This window comes from Sphingobacterium sp. WM (assembly GCF_029542465.1).
GTDB classification, from domain to species: domain Bacteria; phylum Bacteroidota; class Bacteroidia; order Sphingobacteriales; family Sphingobacteriaceae; genus Sphingobacterium; species Sphingobacterium cellulitidis.
On the sequence record NZ_CP120709.1, the window covers coordinates 2329669 to 2351414 of the forward strand.

Sequence of the window (21746 nt, forward strand, 5' to 3'; positions counted from 1 at the left end):
AACACTCTATAACACCTAATATCCTTTGTTTTGAACGAGTTTACTGTTATTTCTAATTTCCGCAGTAGGTTTTGGGAATAACAATTCTCTTTCAGTTACCACAGGTCCATAGGAGAACTTGTGACCAACATAATTATCAAACTTTTTGGTAGTTACATTGAATGCTTTTCGCAGGCGTACCATATCGAACCAGGTAATATTTTCATAACATAGCTCATGCCAGCGTTCCTTCCATATTGCTTCGCGCAATTGTTCTTTAGAAAGTCCAGCAAGATTTGGCAGTTGAGCTCTTTTACGGATGGCATTGACTGCATCATAAACTTTTGCACTAGGTCCAGCTACTTCATTGGCAGCTTCAGCATGCATCAATAAGACATCTGCATATCGGATGATTGACCAGTTTAGATCACTGTTGGTGGTACTTGTTTGAGCAAGCTCATCAAAATGTTTGTACAAGAAGTAAGCACCAAGATTGACTTCCTTGGATCGGTCAGACTCATGCGTAAATTTTGTAAAGAAAAATTGTTTTTCTGCACGTCTCAAATCTTTTGCATCATAGGATTCCACAAAATCTTTTGTGGCATAAATTCCACCTGTTTCATCGGAATATGCTGAAATATTCTTATTATACGGGATAATTGCGACCTGCCAATTGGAAGGAATGACTTGTGTTTTATACTGTATACTGAAGATATTTTCAACTCCATTTTTCTTTTTGGGATCATGTAAATCCGCATAGGTTGGAAACAATTGATATTGTTTGGAATTGATTACTTCTTCCGAAGCCTTTGCAGAAAGATCATAATATGCAGCACCTTTATTCAATGGATAACCTGCCATAGTAAGGTAGACCTTAGCCATGAGCGATTTAATAATTCCCATATTTACTTTACCACTTTGGTCTGCCCAAGGTAAACCAGAGCCTTCCGCCACTTTTAAGTCGCTAACAATTAATTCATAGACCTTTTCAACCGATGATTGCTCTGGATATAACTGTTCTGAAGTTAAACTTACTGCTTCCGTCACGAGCGGAATTTCTCCAAACATTTGGACAAGATTAAAATAGTAGAAAGCTCTCATGAAATGTGCTTCCCCTAGTAATTTCTTCTTTTCAGTTTCATCCATTGAAATTTTGGGAATATACGTGATGGAGAGGTTTGCATTTCCGATTCCTTTATAATAGGTTGTCCAAAAGTCCAATCCATAGCCATTATCAGAAGTATTCCGAAGATCTTTAACGTAATAGCTATTTACAGCCTGTCCAAGGTCGGTTGCAGCCAGTCCTGTAGCAAACTCAAGCATCATCCAGGTTCCACCACCAAAACCACTGACCATTGGATTTCTTAAGCTAGCATATATTGCGCTAATGGAACTTCGCGCATGTTCAGGTTTTGTGAAATAATTCTCAACAGTAAAATTACTAGGGTCTGATTCATCCAAAAAATCAGAACAGCCCATTAAGGCACTGAATGCTAGTACACTCGCTGTAATTTTAATAGTTCTATTTATATGTTTTATGTAATTCATGATAATCCAATTAAATTATAAGCCAATGTTTAATCCAAAAGTGAACACCCTAGGTCTTGGGTAATCGTACATTCCGTAACCTTGATCGAAAGGGTTTCCAGAGTTAGAAACTTCAGGGTCATAACCTGCGTATTTGGTCATTACAAAGAAGTTTTGAACGGAAGCGAAGAATTTCAATCGATCTAATTTCATCCGAGAAACTACATCAGGGTTCACCGTATAAGAAAGCATCAAGTTTCTACCACGTATAAATGAAGCGTCAGAGACTTTATGGCTATCATTATTGGTTGTATAATAAGCATTTATAGGTCTTACCTGAGCGATATCAGTATTTTGATTATTTTCAGTCCAGGCATTCAATACTGTTTTATAGCTATTGGCAATACCTTGTCTATCTTCAGCGGAGTGAATACTTCTATCCAAGACATCATTCCCAAACATATATTGGATATCGATCAATAGAGATAGGTTTTTATATTTGAAGGTATTTGAGAAAGTACCGTATCCATCCGGAATTCCACGTCCGATAATGGTTTTATCATTATCATTGATTACCCCATCGGCATTAATATCCTGATATTTGACATCCCCTGGCAGCATATTATATTTTTTAGCTTCTGCTTCTTCAGCCGACCCCCAAGTTCCTAAGTGTAGAAATCCCCAGAAAGAACCTACAGATTCACCTTCACGGATAATTGTTCCGCCACTATAAATGTCAGCGCCTCCAATTAATCTTAGGACTTGATTTTTATTATAAGAGAAATTGAATAATCCGGACCAATTAAAAACGTCATTTCCAATATTGGCTACATTGATTCCAAACTCAATACCATCATTCTTCATACTACCTATATTTCTAAAGATGGTCCCATAACCACTTGACAATGGAATTGGGGCATCCAAAAGCATATCATTCACTTGTCTATGGTATAGATCTAATTCGAAATTCAATTTATTTTGGAATAAGCCTAATTCAAGTCCAACATCTACTTGTTCTGTTCTTTCCCATTTCAAGGTAGGGTTTGCAATTCTTCCAGTTCCAACACCTACCAAGCGATCTCCCCCTTGTATGATTTCATAATTTCCCATTCCGGCTAATGCTCTATAAGCTGGGATTTCAGAGTTTCCTGTAGCACCATAGCTCATTCTAAGTTTCAGATTTGAGATGGATTCAGAATCTTTAAGGAAGTTCTCTTCATTGATTTTCCAAGCTACAGCTGCAGAAGGGAAAAAGGCATATTGATTATCGGCTCCAAATTTTGAAGAACCATCAATACGACCTGTGAAAGTGAAAAGATATTTATTTAACAAGGTGTAGTTAATTCTGGTAAAATAAGAGTTTAATCCATTGGCATTAGCACCAGAAGAAGGTGCATTCATGGTTGCTCCCGCACCGAGATTATTAAATTGGTAATAGAAGTCAGTGTATTTACTGGAGCTGGCATAGGACCCGAAGTAATCTGTATGCTGCCATGAGAAACCAAGCATGGCATTAATGGAATGGATATCTCCAAAGTCTTTCAGGTAAGTGAAATAGTTTTCAAATTGCCAAGAATTGAATCTTTTATTATCCACGTTTGCTGTTCCATCACTGGAGATATATTGCAATCCAGCAGCTGCGGCATAATCTTTTCTTTGGTTAATGATATTTGTTCCGATTGAAGTTCTAAATTCCAATCCATCCAAAAGCTTGATATTGGCATACATATTACCAATAAAAGGTTGTGTTGAAAGGTAATAAAGGCGTTCATCGGCCACACGTATTGGGTTATCACCACCTTCCATGCCTGGATAATCGCGGTTACTCGCCCATTTTCCGTCAGGATAACGCACAGGGATTAAAGGTAATGCTTCCAAGACTTGGCGCATCATGGTAATTCCACCGCCACCTAATTCATCCACTTGTTTATCTTTCTGATCTGTATAGCTTAATACCCCACCTACTTTCAACCAGTCCTTGATTTCAGTATCAAATACAAATCTTGCTGAATATCTTTTTTGCCAAGATCCATAAGCTACCCCTTGTTCATTCCGATAATTTACAAAGCCACCATAAGAGCCTTTATCATTTCCATTGGTAAAACTTAACTGATGATTTTGCGTAATAGCATTTCGGAAGGCTTCTTTTTGCCAATCTGTATTATACAAAGGTTTACCATTGGCATCAAAAATCAATGGATTCGTACGTTTGGTTTTAGGATCGGTGTATTTAGTTCCTGTAGCCCATCCTACAGGGTCAAACTTTTTAGCATTTTCGTACGCCATTTCCTCGACAGCCAGGAATTCCTCAGAGGTTAAAACTGGTAATAATTTAGGGGCATATCCAACACCAAGGTCAACATCATAACTTGCTTTCCCTCCGCCTGCAGTACCTCTTTTGGTAGTAACAATCACTACCCCATTGGCACCACGAGCACCATAGATTGCGGTTGAGGAAGCGTCTTTAAGCACTTCAACGGAAGCAATATCATTTGGGTTGATGTAATCAATTGGTGAGCTACCATTCTGAAGTCCATCACGGCTCATGATCACTCCATCAATCACATATAGAGGGTTGTTTGTCGTAGAGATAGAACTGGATCCACGGATTCGGATATTCGCTCTTCCCCCAGGTCTACCAGAGCTTGTAGAAACATTTACCCCTGTAATTTTACCACCTAAAGCTTGGTTAAGGTTGGAAGCAGGTCTTTCATGCAGCGCTTCAGCTTGAACTGTACCTACGGCTCCGGTCAGGTCACTTTTTTTAACCACCCCATACCCTACTGCAACCACGACTTCTTCAATGGATTCCGAAGAAGAGGTTAATTGGACATTAATAACATTTCGATTGTTTACTGCTTCGGTATGGGTATTATAGCCCATATAGGTAAAGATAAGGTTTGCAGTAGCTGTAGTTTTAATTTCATAAGCACCATTCGCATCGGTGCTAGTACTGGAATTTCCGACACTACTTTTAATAGAGACGCCTGCCAGGGCTTCATTCGTAGTTGAGGATACTCGACCAGTAATCGTGATTTCCTGTGCATATGTTGTTTTTACTAATAAGAAAAACAACAATAAAGGAACACATCTGATGTAGGTTCTCATCATAGTTATAAGTTTAAAAGGTTTATATTGAGTTATTTATCTCTCAATTCATTGGAATTCCTACATGCCAAAAACCATTTCCTTATAGCCAAACCAATTCCAGCTCGTTTCAAAAGAGAAACAATACATCTTGCTGAGCATATTTTACTATATCCTCAGGCTATTATTGATAATTATTTTAAAATCTAATTTGCTCCTTTGTTTGAATATCTTTTAAAATCAGGTATTAGGTAATAGGTCAATTGTCTGAACACGATTAGGTTGTTCCATAATAAGTTATTCCGAATATAGAGTTCCTTTTTGGTTTAGGTATCCTGTACTATCCTGACATTTACTATTTTCCATTCAGCTTTCCTCACAAATTCTTAATTTCGTCAACATAAACTATATGATTAAATGAAAAAGTTATTAGTATTTCTATTATTAGGTTCATCAGTTGCCTACGGTCAACGAGGATTTACTATAGATGAGACTGTATATGGTCCGGGTAAGTATGCTGCAAAGACTTTGCCGGCATCAAAATGGATAAAAAACATGGATGCTATTTCGAATTTGGATAGTACCTATCAAAATTTGCTAAAGCGAGAAGCAAAAAATAATTGGCAACCTGAGGAATTGGCTTCAGTGACTGAACTTCAGACTGCCTTGAAAAAGATTCTTCCAAACGAAGAGATAAAGCTTCGTAATTTTCCGACAAATTACAACTGGATAGATTCTCAAAACATTCAATTTGTTTTTGAGGGTAAAAACACAAGCTATTTGGTAACCTACGACAGCAAGCAGAAGGAAGCGAAGATAAATACAAGTTTGCCAAAGGATAGAGCTGGCGAAGAATACAGCCATTCGAATAAGCAAACAGCTTATTTAGTTGGCAATAATATTGAGATTATCAAAGCCGATGGTAGCAAGATAAAAGTCACACAGGATACCGTTGATGGAATTGTGAACGGAAGTTCAGTGGTCCACCGGAATGAATTTGGAATAAGCAAAGGAATGTGGTGGTCGCCCGATGATAAAAAGTTATTGTACTATAAGAAAAATGAGACCATGGTCAGCAAATATCCATTACCACAATGGGATACCCGAGTTGCTACCATTAAGGATATCCGTTATCCAATGGCTGGGATGAAAAGTGAAGAAGTTACTTTGAACATCTACGATACGGAAACTGGCAATTATGTTCAATTACAAACTGGAGAACCTAAGGAGCAATACTTAACCATCGTTACTTGGGATCCATCGGGTAAATATGTATATGTAGGCGTATTGAACCGTGGTCAAGATCATTTGAAATTAAATAAGTACGATGCGGCTACAGGATCTTTAGTTCAAACCTTATTTGAAGAATCTTCAAATACTTGGGTAGAACCACAAGTATCATTAGCTTTTATTCCTAATAATCCAGATTTATTTTTATATCAAACTGATAAAGATGGGTTTAACCAACTTTACTTATACAACACTCAAGGTAAATTGATTAAGAAATTAGGGTATAACAATGCCATTGTTACTGATTTCAAGGGCTTTGACGAGAAAGGTAAAAAAGGATATTATATTGCTTCCATCAATCAAGGAATGGAGCGACATTTATTTGAGGTTGAATTAAAGTCAGGTAAGACGGTTCAACTAACAAAAACAAATGGAACACATAATGCTACGGTAAGTAGTTCTGGAGAATATGTATTGGATCAATATAGCAATTTAAATACGCCAAATGTTGTGCAGATCAGTCATCGCAAAACAGATAAGACGGCTAATTTAGTTAAAGCTACTAACCCCTTTACTGGCAATATCGATCTTCCAAAAATTGAATTTAAAAGTTTTACCTCTGCGGATGGAAAAACGCCATTGAATGCGAGGATAACCTATCCTTCGAATTTTGATCCCAATAAAAAATATCCAGTTATGGTTTATTTATATGGAGGATCGCATGCACAACTTGTAACAGACCGTTGGTTAGGTGGAGTTGGATATTTCGATTTATATATGGCTCAAAATGGATATTTAGTCTTCACGATGGATAATCGAGGATCAGATGCTCGCGACAGGGACTTCACTCGAGTAACCCATCGAAATTTAGGAGAAGCCGAAATGGCTGATCAGTTGGTGGGGATTAACTATCTAAAATCACAACCTTATGTAGATGCAGATAACATGGGAATCTTTGGATGGAGTTTTGGGGGTTTTATGACAAGTTCCTTAATGACCAAGCATAATGATATTTTTAAAGCTGCGGTAGCAGGTGGACCGGTAATGGATTGGAAGTATTATGAGGTGATGTATGGTGAGCGTTATATGGATACTCCAGAAGAAAACCCAGAAGGATATGAAAAAACATCCATGTTAAACAAGGCGGATCGATTAAATGGTCACTTGTTAATAATTCATGGTGCTCAGGATCCTGTAGTAGTTCAGCAACATAGTATGGATTTTGTTCAAAAGTGTATTGAAGCGGGGAAACAAGTCGACTATTTCCTTTATCCTACCCATGAGCATAATGTAATGGGCAAAGATAGAATCCATATGTATGATAAAATTGCCAAGTATTTTGATTTATACTTGAAGTAATCAAAGTTCGAGCTTAAAAAATCCCTAATAAAAGTCAGTATTAGGGATTTTTTATTTATTAAGAGTCGATTTGAAAAAACAATGGTATAATTTTCAATTCTATATAAATCCAAGGATATCCTTTCTATTTTTGGGCAAAACTTAAACCATTGAAAAGGATTTTCACCATTTTTTGTTTGCTGTTCCTGATACAAATCAGCAATGCACAACATAGTAAGATTTCGGGTTCCATCAGGGATTCCCTAAGCAGTTCCCCTATTTCGTATGCAAGTATTGGATTATTGGATAGCAAGAATAAAATAATAGATGGCATGATCACCGATAGCACTGGATTATTTGAATTTTCGAATTTAAAAAACGGAAGCTATCAATTACAGGTGAAATTTATTGGTTATTATCAAAAACAAATAGGATTTGAAATCAAGGGAGAAAAAACTTTGGACTTGGGTTCGATATATATTTCCAGCTCAAGTACAAATCTAGAAGTGGTAACAGTTAGAGGAAATATTGCGGGACAAAGCCACAGTAATGATAGGCAAACCTATCAAGCCAACCAATACAAAAATGCAGTTGGGGGAACAGCCTTGGACATTGTGAAGAACTTACCTTCAGCATCTGTTGATGCAAATGGGAATATTAGCATGCGAGGAAATACAGGAGTTATTGTATTAATTAATGGCAAGCCTACATTTTTAGATCCTGCGACCATATTAAATCAAATTGCTGCCAATGATGTTTCAGAGGTAGAATATATCACGAGTCCCACGGCACAATTTGACCCCGATGGTAAAGGTGGGATTATCAATTTAAAGACTAAAAAATCAGTTTCCAATGGTTTTGCATGGATCTTAAATCTGCAAGGAGGTCTTCCAAGTATCGACGATTATGATAATATTGAAAGTCAAAAGCGTTTTGGTGCCGATATCTCCTTTCAATTAAAAAAGGATAAATTGGAGCTAAATGGATCAGCAAATTATCTTCGAAATGACAATGCTGGGTTTAGGGATGGAGATGTGAATACGATAATTGGGGATCGACAAACCTATTTTCCTTCTCAAGGGGAACGTAGTTTTGACAAGTACAATTTCGGCATCAGGTTAAACGCTGCTTATGAAGTTTCGGAAAAGCATAACCTCAATTTAGGAGTTTTAGCTTCTAGAAAATTTCAGGATAGACTGGCGGATATTCATTATAGAAACAGAACCATTCAGCCTTCTACAGGTCAAGAAATTTCTAGCTTAAATTACTTCAATTCGAACTTACAGAATAAACAAGGTGAATTTTACTTATTGGATTTCACCTATCAATACAAGATTAATCCTAGACATTCCTTACAGTTGGGAGCAATCTATGAGTTTGCCAATATTTATGGATCAACAAAGAATGGGAATATTGAGAACAGCATAGATACGGTTCAATGGACACACAATACCTATAGGAACCCATTACATGGATTAAGATTTTCCATTCAGCATAATTGGAAATTAGAAAATGCAGAATTGGTATCGGGTTACCAATTAAGAAATGATAGTCAGAAGGGGAATTTTGAATATTATGCCGCTGAGGGTGACCCGCAAAATCTTCACTTAGTTCCAGAATTCACAGGACGTATGAATGCAAACAATCGTGTTCATGCTCTTTTCAGTCAGTATGATCGTAAATTCAATGGAACTCAACTTTCCTTAGGATTGCGCTATGAGTATTATCAGCGGGATCTTTTGTTGTTGCACAGTAACCAAGAATATCCATATTCCATCCATCAGTTATATCCGACCTTCAATTTAATGCATGATTTGGGTTCTGGATGGTCTTGGAAATTAGCTGCAGCAAGAAGAGTTCAAAGGAACAATAATTTTGAGTTGAACCCCATTCCGGAGCGCGAACATTCAGAAACCTTAGAGCAAGGAGATCCTGAATTATTACCTGAATTTACAAGCAATGCGGAAACTGGTTTGGTTAAGAAATTTAATACCGCAAGCATATTCATGAATGCCTATTACCAACATACTAAAAATCCTATCCAACGAGTAAACTCAGTCTATGCAGACACGATTTTACACCGTGTATTTACCAATGCAGATTATGCTTCACGCTATGGCTTGGAACTAGGGGCTGAAGGAAAACCATTATCATGGTTAAGGTTGAATGCTGGAGCGAATATTTATAATTATAAGATTTCAGGTCAGGTTTTAGATTACCAAGAAACAAGATCGAATCAGGATTGGGTTTATTCAATCAATGCGGGTTTGCAGGCGGATTTCGCAGCTACATGGAGTACAGGACTACAGGTGAACTATCTTTCAGAAAGACCTACCGTTCAAGGAAAGGATTCAAGATTTCTTACACCATATTTCAATTTAAGCAAAGGTTTTCTGCAAGGTGCCATTACGGCACAAGTACAATGGCAGTTTATTGAATTAGGGAAATGGGGAGTAAACGAACAAAGAATAACCACGTTCTCCAATGATTTTTATACGACGACGAACTATATTTATGAGAAGAATGTGTTTTTGGTAAATTTAAATTTCAATCTGCACAAACTAAATCAAATCATTAAACTTCCAAAAAGTGAGTTTGGGGAAAAGGAATTCTAGGTTTTTTGATTTTTGAAAACCGATGGAGTGATTCCTGTATAGCGTTTAAAATATTTAGAGAAATTAGATTTGTCAGAGAAACCTAAAATAAATGCAATCTCTGAGATATTGTTAGAAGTGTAATATAATAACCTTTTGGCTTCCTTGATTATATAGTCCGCAAGAACTTCAGATGCGGTTAGATTCACTTGTTTTTTACAGGCTGCACTTAGGTTTTGTGGACTGGTATTAAGTTGAGATGCATAATGAGCAACATGATTTACAACTTGAATCTCTTTGTTCAGTAAATCACAGAACCTTAAGTATAGATTATTTTGAAAAACCTTTAACGAGTTATTTTGATTTGTGTTTTCAAGAATTTTGGACAGCATTGCTTTAAATAATCCTTCTTGGGCAATTTTATTATTTTCATTCTCCAATAAATTACAGATCAATTGGATGCTATGCGCATCATTCAAAGAAATATGATCAAATTGCTTGACCTCATCAATCAGACGACTTATTTCTATATCTAAACTTTGTTCGACAAAAAGTTTCTTCACAAGGAGGACATAACCTGCAACTGGATTTTCCAATTCCCAATGATGTACATTATCTTTTTGTATCACTAAAATACAAGGGGTCTTTACTACGGCTTCTCTCCCATCCATAAAATGTTTTCCGGTGGTTGAAGATAAGAATACCAATTCCAGGTAACCATTATGTTTATGAGGTTTAGTAATATTTTTTGAGCGGTCAAAAACTGCCACTTTAATAAGTTTTTGGGGTTCTAATTTATCTTTTATTTCAATTTCCTTAGCAGCCATGTTTTCATTGTGAGAAATACTCGATACCAAAGATATCTTAAAAAATAGTGGTCAAGAAAAAGGTTAGGTAAAATTTTCGGTGCAAAATGATGTTAGAAAAGGTTAATAATAATTAAGTCCGCAATAAACTAAATATGTAAATTACGAACATCATAAAACTATTAGAGTCATTATATGCGAAAAACCTTTATAACATTAGCATTAGCACTGATATTAAACCATTCGATTGCACAAGATAAGCAAGTTATCGCCGAGGACCCGAAAATGGAATGGTTCGATGATGCGAAATTGGGAATCTTTATACATTGGGGGATTTATTCTGTAGATGGAATTTCAGAATCCTGGGCGTTTTTCAATAATTATATTTCTCATGATAATTACATGAAGCAACTTCAAGGATTTACGGCTAATAATTACAATCCGAAGGAATGGGTTAAGTTGATAAAAGATTCAGGAGCAAAGTATTCCGTTATTACTACGAAACATCATGATGGGGTTGCCTTATGGGACAGCAAAATGGATCAAGCGACCACGGTTTACAAAGATGCAGCAGCTAAGAAAGATGTATTAACTCCATTTGTTAATGAATTAAAAGCTTCAGGATTAAAAACTGGATTATATTTTTCATTACCAGATTGGAGTCATCCCAATTATGATATTATTACTCGGACTCAAAAGCGCTACGACATCAAACAAGAAGCGAAGCGATGGAATAAATTTCAAGATTATTATCAAGGTCAATTAAAGGAATTGTCAGTTTCGTATAAGCCTGATTTAATTTGGTTTGATGGGGATTGGGAACATAGTTCAGAAGAATGGAAAGCGAAAGAGACCTTAGACCTATTACGCAAGTACAATAAAGACATCATCATAAACTCTAGGTTGAATAATCATGGGGATTATGCAACCCCAGAGCAAGGAATTCCAGTTCAGCGTCCAAATCATAGATATTGGGAATTATGTTATACGATGAACGATTCATGGGGTTATCAGCCTTTTGACAATCATTACAAAAGTCCGAATATGATTGTAAGGACCTTGATTGAGTGTTTGTCAATGGGTGGAAATTTACTTTTAGATATTGGTCCGAAAGCCGATGGAAGTATTCCGGCGGAGCAAGTTGCCATACTGAAGGAATTGGCAAGATGGACGAAGAAATATTCGGAAGCGATATATGGAACCCGAGCAGGATTACCACAACAGGTGTTAAATGAGAAAAACAGTTTTTCAAAGGATGGCAAAACGGTATATATTTACTTGGATCAGGTAAAGGATTATGTTGAATTTGACGGTTTGGAGAATGCTCCACTAGAAGTCAAGATGTTAGGCAGCCATGAAAATGTAGAGTTTACGCATGATGGGTTAAAGCTGAAGTTGCAAATTCCAAAGGATAACTTTGATCCAGTAGCCTCTGTTATTGCTGTAAAATTTGATAAAGCACCGAGCATTAGTGCGGCTATATTACCGGAAGCTTATAATCTGAGTAATATTTTGAGAAATAAAAACAGCAAGGAAACGATTCGTGAGATTGCAAAGGCAACTTCATTGGGAAGAAATTTATTAAAAGGAAGAATTAATGATGATGGAAGTAAATTAGATTCGACTTTAAATTTTCAAACAGAAGAAACAAAAAGCTGGGTCAAAAAACATGCTGAAGTGTTACAAGATGCACTTCCAGGTATTCCAGCGAACCATTTCAATGGAAAAACGGCATTATCAGCAGATAAACAAACTTTATATTTATTTGTGGAAGGCGAGCCTACGGGTCCAGTAGCTATTAAGGGATTAAAAAATAGTATCGCCCGGATTCGGATAGTTGGAGAAGGATCTATGATTGGCCATGAGATATACAACAAACTCTATTGGAGTGCCACACCAGGAATAGTATATATTGATATTCCTAAGGAGAGGTTAGATAAAAACCAGACGGTTATTGCTGTATTATTAGACAAGCCTATTGAATTGTATTCAGAGGAAGTTGGAGCAATTGAAAGTAATCTTTAAGAGAAAAAAAAGTATTTGGGATTGAGGGATAAGTTTTAAAGACTTATCCCTCAATTATTTTTACGATTTCTGTGAAACCTCTATTTTTTGCGTGTTGTAATGGAGTTATTCCATCTTTATCAGGAATATCCATTTTAGAGCCTGCATCTTTCAGGATTTGGACAATTTCCTGGTAATTCTTAGTGCCATCACCTAAAACAATCGCTTCCATTAAGGCAGTCCAACCCAATCTATTGACATGATCAATCGGATAACCTTTAGTATTCGCCAATAATCGAACTGTTTCGACATGACCACGTTCACATGCAGGAATCAATGCAGAGCCATAATAACGATTAAACACATCAAACCTAGCGCCATTAGATAAAAATAGTTTAAGCATTTCTGTCTGCCCAGTAGCTCCAGCATAGAGAAATGGGCTATCCAAATTATCAGCTTGTTGATTTACATTCGCTTTATATGAAACCAACAATTTTGCCATAGGTAAATCTTGGTTGATGGTTGCGATTAAAAGTAAGTTCCTTTTATTGGCATCGACGGTATTCACATTTTGACCAGCTTTTAAAGCAGATTCTACCGCTTTCAAATTTTTACTTTCAACCAATCTTATTAATTCTTGTTGTTCCACAATTTCTATTTCTTGTTCTTTTACTGTTGCTGCTTGGCAGGAAGAGAATCCTAATACCATGCAAAAACCTAATGTTAATACTCTCATAATTAATAAACTACCTTTCCTTTATAAATCAATGATTTAACCGGAGACATTCTGGAAACAGCTTCTGCTGAACAGGAAGCATCCAGGAAAACCAAATCAACAGTATCTCCTACCTTAGGCCATATTTGGTTTCCTTTATCATCTAAGGGAATTGGTCCTGCAGTTGCTAATTTCAACATTCTAGACAAAGCCAATTCAGAAGAATAGCCATATAATTGAGCTGCGAGATTAGCTTTTTGCAAAACGCTTCCTGTTCCAAATGTATTCCAGTGATCTACAATACTATCATTACCAACCATTACCTCTACTCCTTTGTTCATTAAAATTGGAATTGGCATAATCAATCCTCCAAAAGGGACGGTTGAAATAATTCCAATTTTTGCATCAGCTAACTTTTCCGCCAGTTCTTCTTGCTTGGGTTGATCAATTTTACCTAAGGCAAAGCAGTGGCTCAAGTAAGTTTTCCCTTTCAAACTTGGATTTTCGTTTACTTTATCAATGAGATATTCAATGGTCTGTACACCTGAATCACCTGTTTCATGCAAATGAATATCAATTCCTTTTTGGTTATCCAATGCAAGTTGGACTGTAAAATCCATTGTTTTTTCAATTGCCCCATCAATACTAAAGGGATCCAATCCACCAATGAAATCAATATTCATTTTCGCAGCTTCTTTCAAATATTGGGCAGATTCAGTATAGAAAACTCCATGTTGCGGGAATGCGACTAGTTCAGCACCGAAAGTGTCTTTTTTATTTTCTAAAGCTTTTTCTAAATTTTTTAAAGAATCCAATTTGGAGGTAGGTTCTATATTGACATGACTTCTGGCAAATGTGGAACCATTTGCTTGCAATAATTCAATAAGTTTCTCAGCTTTAAAGGTCGATGTTTTGAGCAATTCAGGCATAATTTCCTGTTCAAGAGCAATCATTCCCTTTACCCCTCCCTTTCTTCTCTTAACAGCCTGCCATTTGTCTCCATAATATGTTTTATCCAAATGGATATGCATGTCTTTAAAGGATGGTAACATCAGGTATCCCTTTGCATCGATGGCGTTAGGATCATTGGTGTTAGCACTTATATTTTTTATTTTTCCATTTTCAATTTCGATGGTAAAGAGTTCGGTTTTGGTTGAAGAAACTTCATCATCGATAAATTCAAAACCAGTTTCTAGTCTAACGTTTTTGAGTTTAATATTTTTCATTTCATTCATGTCATTTATTGAAGTCGTAGATTTTGTAAGATTGGAATCTGTTGAACCAAGTACGGTTGATCCCAGTGCCATTCCTGCAACACTCATAGCAGAATTCCTTAAGAAGTCTTTTCTTGAAATTTTCATTATCAATGGTTTTAGCATGAATCAAATAGATCCACTATACAAAAGTAAGGAGGTTGATGTAGAAAAATCTTGGAAGTATTATACGGATGCTTGTAAATTTTATAACTCTTCTCGGAATTGTGAAGGTGTTAAGCCGGTTTGGCTTTTAAAAAAGTTTGAGAAATGGGCATGATCTGAAAAGCCTAGTTCAAATGCAATTTCTTTAATACTACTATCTGAGGTTTGCAAAAGTCGCTTGGATTCCAAAGTAATACGTTGATGAATGAGTTTATTTGCAGAAATTTTGAGGTTTCTTTTACAAAGAATATTCAGATAGTTGGCACTAATATTCAACTGATCGGCATAATATGAAAGGGATCTTTGATTCTTGTAGAATTTATCTATAAGCCAATTAAATTTAGCGAGTCTTGGATGGGTTTGGTAGATCTTGAATTCATCGATGTCAAATTCAGCCTCTTTACTCACCAATGCAGCAATAACGGCTGCGCGTGCTGAGATCAGTTGATTTAGGGGAGAATCATCCAGTAATTCCTGTCGAATAGCATTGAATTCATAACGAAGTTTTTCGAAGGCGTCGTTTCTTAGCCGGATAACAGGGTGATTTTGATAGTTCGTAAAGGAGTACCGAAAAGCAGGAGCAAATTGTTCTAGAAAGGATCGTTCAATCATCAATTGATATCCAAAAGATTCAGGATGAATATGCCATTTATGGATTTGCCCAGGGAAAAGAACATGAGCTTCCTTATCCCCGATGACATAATCTACAGAATCAATTGTATGTACTCCGGATGCATTCTCAAATAAGATAATAATAAAAAAATCATGCTTATGGGGCTTTTCAATAATTTTTTCACCAATGATTTCATTGAAAATCAATTCTTTTTTGCCAGCGAATTGCTCTTCCCTAAATCCTTTCAAATCTAAGGTTGGAATAATATTATTTTCAATGGATTGATCTTTCATTCAGCATCAATTATCCTTTAAAAATACATAAAGATTCATTTTTTCAGGTATTTGATTAAATTTTTACAAAAATTGACCTCTTATAAAGCACAATCAAAATAATCAAAACGATTCCATAATTACCAACGGTAAGAATTAAATTTGAGTAATCTGGAAAATGGTCTTCTAAGCCAAAGGTCAATGAGTGAACCAGGCTTCTGAAGTTGATCACTTCGGCTAATCCATAAGCAACGATGGAGTTCATACCATAAATTTTCAACCAACGGAAAGGTTTTTTAATTTTTTGAACATCAATAATATAATAGAAAATCGCCATCAGAAGGATACAAATCCCTCCAGAAAACAAGGTCATACTACCTGTCCAGATTTTTTTGATTATAGGTTGCTGATAATTCCAAATCAAACTGACTACAATACATACTACCGCGGCGATGACTAACTTGATGGTAGTTCCATTAGGATCAACATCTTTACCATCTTTAATAACCTTGCCTGTTAAACAGCCCATGAGCACCGTTACGACGAATGTTAAACTACTCCAAATCCAGGTATAATGATAATGTTCTGAAAATATCCATTCATCACCTTGCCAACTTACCCCATCCATAAAATTTTGCAAGAACATTTTGTCCAAATAAATTGCGAAGTTATAATTAGGTTCATAACCTTCCCAAGTGGACATTGGAATGGAATAAATAATAAGCAGCGAGAGACCTAAGCCGATTAACTTTTTAAAATTAAAATGTAAATAAGCAATGGAGGTAAATAAATAACCTGTTGCAATTGCTTGAAGTGTATTGGAATATAATCTCAAGACATGCCAGTCAAAAGCAAGAATATTGCCTTGCACGACCATTCCAATGATCCATAAAATCAAAAATCTTCGAACAATATGACGATAAACCTCGGGGCTATCATTTCCTATTTTTTTATCCAGAGAGAATGGAATTGTTATCCCTGTCATAAATAAGAATAGGGGCATAATAAGGTCCCAGAGTCTAAATCCTTCCCATTCCACATGTTCAAATTGAGTTAATACGGCATGGTAAGTTGAATTATCCCATAATTTCCCAATTGCCATGATTATAGGTTGTAAAAAAACCAGAAGGAATAGGTCAAGACCTCTCAATATATCGAGGGATTCTAATCTTTGTGAGGAATTTATTTTCATTATTTCAGGGTTAGGTTTTTTACTTTCTAAGCATTGGAAATTGCGAGATTCTTAGCGTTGTACAACCATAGGGGATCAATCGGATTTCCACTTCTTCAAGGTCATTTAAATTCAAGCCGTACATATCAGCCGAAGGCAATGGACCAGCCATGCCGTTGTACAATTTCCAGAAAGGCAACTGCCTTGCTTTCACCTTTAATGCTAATGGTGCATTTTCACGATTCCAAGGATTTAGTTTATTAGGATTAGCGGATTCAGATAGCTGAAAAAGGGAATTCATATCCTTTTTATTGAATAGCGGAAGTCCAAAATTCCAATCTGCTTTAGGTCTTACTTCAATGAAAGAATCACCGTAAGCCACCTTTTCATTATCTGCTAAGAATACTTCTTTTTCTTCTCCGGGAATATCGAGGGCGAAAACAAGCGGTCCTCTTTCAATTGCACGAGATCCTTCATGGTAGGTTTCATAATTTAGTTCCATAGGAAAATCCAGGGTCATGATATCATTATTTTTCCATTCCCGTTTCACTTCGACCACAGTCCCAGGTTTAGCATCCATTTCAATTTCTTCTCCATTGATTAGGATTTTAGGATTTTTTGTCCATGTAGGAATGCGCAGTTGATAGGGAAATTCGAGTAATTTTTCGCGATGATTTATTTTCAAGTTTATCTTACTTTCAAAGGGATAAAAAGTCTCTTGGGAAATTTGTACGGATTTTCCATGTTGACCGACTTTTACTAGAACTGAAGAGGGGGCATAAATCATAGAAGCAACACCTTTATTTGCTGTTGCATAATAGAGGTTTTGAGTAAACTTTGGCCAACCTTGGTGCATATTGGATGTACAGCAAGGGTAACCTGTTAATAATCCAAAGACCACATCAGTTCCTTGATGGTTGACATCGAAGTTATACATCTGCCGTGTAATTTGGACTTGATTGGCTTGCTGGAAATATTGGCGACGCATAAAATCGTCAGAAATCTGGGTTGGCATTGCATTAAAAGCTATTTTTTCGAGATGTTCAGCAAATCCTACATCGGCTGTAATTTCCAGCATTTTCTCCAAGGAGAACATCAATTCTACGGCTGAGCAGAGTTCAGATCCTTGTGTTGGATTGCTACCATGTAAAGCTTCATCTCCACCATACATCCCTTGTGCTTGTCCATTAAACAATTTAATATCAGCTAATCCTTGCTTCACAGCCTCGAGATGATTAAGGTCTTTACTTTGTTGATAATAAATAACGGGTTCCTTAAGTCCTTGGGCAAGATTTACACAGTGAATACTTCTGAAAGTTGCCAACATGTTTCTTTGTTGGAACTTTTGAGTGAAGTCAAATCCCTGGGCATGGAGAATTTCTGCTAGCTCGAGTAGTTTTGGGTCTTCAGTAATATTATACAACCAATAAACTGCTTGCAGATTGTCAGCAGAACGGTATTCTGCCCAGAAAGTCCAATGTCCTAAAGGTTTTTCATCCAGGGTTTTGAGTTGATAATGGAAATATTTGGTAAATAGGTTCAAGACTCTTTTGTCTTCAGTGGCGGAGTAGTATTGTTGTAGGATTTTGAGCATTACCATTTTTGGCCACCAATCATGGGAGTTATTTCTTTGAATACCAGGTTCGTGGTCATAATCCTTAGCTGGGCCAAAATATCCATCTTCAGATTGGCTTTGGAGTGCCCATTCAACCCATCGTTGGGCTTTAGCTTTTAAAGATTTGTCGTCTAATTGATAAGCTAAGGGTAATAAACCATCGATCCAATAAGGTCCTCGCTCCCACTGGTCTCCGTCACCACCCAACCAACCATTACGGTCATTCATGACCAAAGGATATAATTTATCTAAATGTCCAGTAGCACCGTTTTTTTGGGCATTTAGCATTTCCTTCAGCCATCCTTGGGGTTTAATGGCACCGAGAGGCAATTCCATAAATGGTTTTTGCAAGAGCGGGGCTTTGTTTTGGATATAAGGTTGAGCATGTACATTTAAGGTTCCTAGCCATAAAATGACAGCACAAATAGAAGTTTTGAGTAGAATATTCATGGTGTTAGGTTTATCAGATTTGAATTGGCAAATAAGATATTAGATAATGAAGTTAAGGTTTTTTAAAAGGAATTGCTATTTATAATAAAGAAAAAGGCTGTATGTTTTGGGGAAAGGCTAATTCTTGTCTAAATTTAGGGGCAAAGCCTGAAAAACATGTCTGAAGAAATTGTCCGACTGGAAAATGTAGATAAAATTTACAAGACTGGAGACACGAGTATCACTGCCTTAGCGAAGAGCAGTCTCAGTTTCGAGTCCAACAAATTGACCTTAATCATGGGGCCATCGGGTTCGGGAAAGACTACTTTATTGTCCATTATTGGTTGTATTATCTATCCAAGTTCAGGAAAAGTTTACTATAAAGACAAAGAAGTCACTAGTTTATCGGAGAATCGGCTTGCTGATCTTCGCTTACATGATATAGGATTTGTATTTCAGCAATTCAATTTATTAGAACCACTAACTGCATTAGAAAATGTAATGCAACCTTTATTGTTGCAAGGCGTTTATAGAAAAGAAGCAAAAGAAAAAGCCATACAGGCATTGGAAGCGGTAAGTCTATCCGATCGATTACATAATTTACCAAAAAAGTTGAGTGGAGGTCAGAAGCAGCGAGTAGCCATTGCACGAGCATTAGTGACCAACCCAACGATGATATTATGTGATGAGCCAACGGCTTCCTTAGATGCGAAAAGTGCCGCAGTTATTATGGAGGAATTAAAAGAGCTGTCAAAGGAAGGAAAAGCCGTCATCATAGTGACGCATGATTTAAGGTTGAGAAAATTTGCTGACCAGGTCATCTATGTAGAAGAAGGAAATGTTTCAAACAAAATTCGAAATGAGGAAGATTATAAATAGCCTAGGTGTTGTGGCTTATTCGATGCTTTTTTTAGGACTTTTTGGCTGCAAAAATGCAGAAAAGGAGAAAACTAAAGAAAATCAAGCGGCAGTAAGTCCGGTATACCAGCATGTTATTGCTATCGGAAAGGTCCTGCCTGAGGATGGTTGGGTTCAAATAAGTTCAGCAATTAGCGCTGAAGTGAAGGAAATTTTTGTGAAAGAGGGTGACGAGGTGGAACAAGGAGAAATATTAATGAAATTGAAAGAGAGCAGTGCTGGATTGGACATAAAGCAATCGGAGGCTCAACTCGAGAGTCTAAGGTCTCAACATCAATCCAGTATTAGTGATTTAGCGAAGGAGGAGATTATTCTTGAGGAATTGAGGTCAAAATATGAGATTACGAAAGCACTTTATGAGAGAAATGCAGAAACAAAAGAGAATGCCCAAAAGGATCTTTCAAATTTAAAGCAACAGCAAGAATTAATTGCGGGTCTCAAAAGCCAGATTCGAGCAAATCAAGCATCAGAAAAGGAACAATTGATAGTTATTTCAAAGAACAGGGAAAATTTAAAAGACTTTCAGGTAACAGCGCTTAAAAAAGGGATTATTTCAGAGCTCAATGTTCAATTGGGTCAAACGGTAAATAGCACAGATGATTTGGGAAAAATTGTAGACAACCAAAACATCATAATCGAGGCTGAGGTTGATGAATTGTTTGCTGACAGTGTAGAGTTAGGTCAGCTTGTTGATATTAATTTAGTTGGAAAAACAGCTGTTATTGGCAAGGGCAAGATAATTTACGTCAGTCCTACCTTAATGAACAAATCAATTTTATTTGAGACATCCAATGAAGCCGAAGACCGCAGAGTAAGGCGGATTAGGATTGAGCCAGATAGCAATTCATCACTACTAATAAATTCGAAGGTTGAATGCAGGATAAAATTATAGGAATATGCTGGGATTAGCTTGGAAATTCATTCGTTTTGATCGAGCCAAGAGCTTTGGAATTATTACAGCCATTGTGATCAGTGCGTTTTTGATTGGTCAGCAATTGAGTTTATTATTTTTCTTGATGGGCTTAATGGGAAATTTGGTCAACAATGCCCCTATTGAAAAAAATGATATATGGATCATTGAATCCCAGAGTAGGAATGTGAATTCGATCAATAGTATTGATCAACGAGCTGTCCAAGAAATAGGCAGTATCCAAGGAATTTCGAAGACTATCCCTATTATATTGGCCAATGCGCAAGCCACATTTTTAGATGGTAAAACTGCGGCTGTTACATTAGTTGGAGCCCCTGCCCCCGACTTTATCATGGGACCAATTGCTTCCAGAATTGACAGTGGAGCAGTTCAGGATCTATTACAACCCAATGCGGTAAGTGCGGAATATTTTAATGGTAGGACTTGGGAAACCAGTTTATATCTTAACAAGCCTATTGAGATCAATGGAAAGAGTGCTAAGTTGGCTGTTATTACAAGAAATGCGCAAGCGTTTGGTGCGAGTTTTATGTACACTACATTAGATAACGCGAGGATTCTAGGAAATTTTTCAAATAATAAGGTCAGTTTAATCATAGCAAAATTGACAGAAGGACAAGATAAAAAGGAAATGATGGAGATGATTAATCAGAACTTCCCACATTTAAGAGCTTGGGATGCTGAAAAATTACGATCATCGACGGTAAAGGAGATTTTAATTTCTTCAAATATGGGGATGAGCTTTGGGACCTTGGTTGTATTTGCGATGATTTCTGGTTTTTTCATTATTGGATTAACCTTGTATTCTTCAGCATTGGATCGTATCAAAGATTATGGAACGTTAAAAGCAATTGGGGCAAAAAACAGGTTTGTCAATCGGTTGATAATCGCGCAGGCATTTCTTTATGCATCAATAGGTTATGGATTAGCTATGCTATTGATTTATGGATTTAAATTTGGGGTAGAAAAAAGTGGTTTAAATATCAATGTGAGTTTGCCATTTGCTTTGTTTTTACTCTTAGTTACGATGATCATTTCTGTTGGGGGATCCCTATTTGCTGTCCGGAAAATATCAAAATTAGAACCAGCTTCAGTATTTTAA

The 21746-nt window shown here is 36.6% G+C and carries 14 protein-coding genes; 6 read left to right on the forward strand and 8 right to left on the reverse strand.

What is annotated here, in order from left to right; all coding sequences use genetic code 11:
- Positions 1-15: 15 nt before the first annotated feature.
- Positions 16-1527 (reverse strand): RagB/SusD family nutrient uptake outer membrane protein, encoded by a 1512-nt coding sequence (locus tag PZ892_RS10035; protein ID WP_277710987.1) that lies wholly within the window; start codon positions 1525-1527, stop codon positions 16-18.
- A gap of 15 nt (positions 1528-1542) precedes the next feature.
- Entirely contained in the window at positions 1543-4617 is a 3075-nt protein-coding gene (locus PZ892_RS10040; RefSeq protein ID WP_277710988.1) for a TonB-dependent receptor, read from the reverse strand.
- Positions 4618-5010: 393 nt separating this feature from the next.
- Here PZ892_RS10040 and PZ892_RS10045 point away from each other — a divergent pair, with 393 nt between their 5' ends.
- Positions 5011-7182 (forward strand): DPP IV N-terminal domain-containing protein, encoded by a 2172-nt coding sequence (locus PZ892_RS10045; RefSeq protein ID WP_277710989.1) that lies wholly within the window; start codon positions 5011-5013, stop codon positions 7180-7182.
- A 149-nt stretch (positions 7183-7331) separates the two neighbouring features.
- Entirely contained in the window at positions 7332-9776 is a 2445-nt protein-coding gene (locus tag PZ892_RS10050; protein WP_277710990.1) for an outer membrane beta-barrel family protein, read from the forward strand.
- Here the strand turns inward: PZ892_RS10050 and PZ892_RS10055 are convergent.
- The gene (locus tag PZ892_RS10055) at positions 9773-10582 is read right to left on the reverse strand and encodes a helix-turn-helix transcriptional regulator (protein WP_277710991.1); all 810 of its coding nucleotides are present in this window, start codon (positions 10580-10582) and stop codon (positions 9773-9775) included. The genes PZ892_RS10050 and PZ892_RS10055 overlap by 4 nt on opposite strands.
- 174 nt (positions 10583-10756) lie before the next feature.
- On the opposite strand from PZ892_RS10055, the gene PZ892_RS10060 reads away from it, so the two are divergent.
- A complete protein-coding gene (locus PZ892_RS10060; protein ID WP_277710992.1) occupies positions 10757-12586 on the forward strand; it encodes an alpha-L-fucosidase in 1830 nt (609 codons plus the stop codon).
- 43 nt (positions 12587-12629) lie between these two features.
- Here PZ892_RS10060 and PZ892_RS10065 read toward each other — a convergent pair whose 3' ends face one another.
- From PZ892_RS10065 to PZ892_RS10085, 5 genes are all read right to left on the reverse strand, one after another.
- Entirely contained in the window at positions 12630-13301 is a 672-nt protein-coding gene (locus PZ892_RS10065; RefSeq protein ID WP_277710993.1) for an ankyrin repeat domain-containing protein, read from the reverse strand.
- 2 nt (positions 13302-13303) lie between these two features.
- Positions 13304-14641 (reverse strand): amidohydrolase, encoded by a 1338-nt coding sequence (locus PZ892_RS10070; protein ID WP_277710994.1) that lies wholly within the window; start codon positions 14639-14641, stop codon positions 13304-13306.
- A gap of 99 nt (positions 14642-14740) precedes the next feature.
- Entirely contained in the window at positions 14741-15604 is an 864-nt protein-coding gene (locus PZ892_RS10075; protein WP_277710995.1) for a helix-turn-helix domain-containing protein, read from the reverse strand.
- A 55-nt stretch (positions 15605-15659) separates the two neighbouring features.
- A complete protein-coding gene (locus PZ892_RS10080; protein ID WP_277710996.1) occupies positions 15660-16775 on the reverse strand; it encodes a DUF5009 domain-containing protein in 1116 nt (371 codons plus the stop codon).
- Between the two features lie 19 nt (positions 16776-16794).
- Positions 16795-18819, reverse strand: a complete 2025-nt coding sequence (locus PZ892_RS10085; RefSeq protein ID WP_277710997.1) for a beta-L-arabinofuranosidase domain-containing protein — start codon at positions 18817-18819, stop codon at positions 16795-16797.
- 156 nt (positions 18820-18975) lie between these two features.
- Here PZ892_RS10085 and PZ892_RS10090 point away from each other — a divergent pair, with 156 nt between their 5' ends.
- The 3 genes from PZ892_RS10090 to PZ892_RS10100 are packed head-to-tail and all read left to right on the forward strand — an operon-like array spanning position 18976 to position 21746.
- On the forward strand, positions 18976-19677 hold the full coding sequence (locus PZ892_RS10090; protein WP_277710998.1) for an ABC transporter ATP-binding protein: 702 nt from the start codon (positions 18976-18978) through the stop codon (positions 19675-19677).
- Complete coding sequence (locus PZ892_RS10095; RefSeq protein WP_277710999.1) at positions 19658-20608, forward strand: efflux RND transporter periplasmic adaptor subunit; 951 nt, start codon at positions 19658-19660, stop codon at positions 20606-20608. The genes PZ892_RS10090 and PZ892_RS10095 overlap by 20 nt, the downstream gene beginning before the upstream one ends.
- A gap of 4 nt (positions 20609-20612) precedes the next feature.
- Positions 20613-21746 carry an FtsX-like permease family protein gene (locus tag PZ892_RS10100; RefSeq protein ID WP_277711000.1) on the forward strand — a complete coding sequence of 378 codons (1134 nt, stop codon included), beginning with the start codon at positions 20613-20615 and terminating at the stop codon, positions 21744-21746.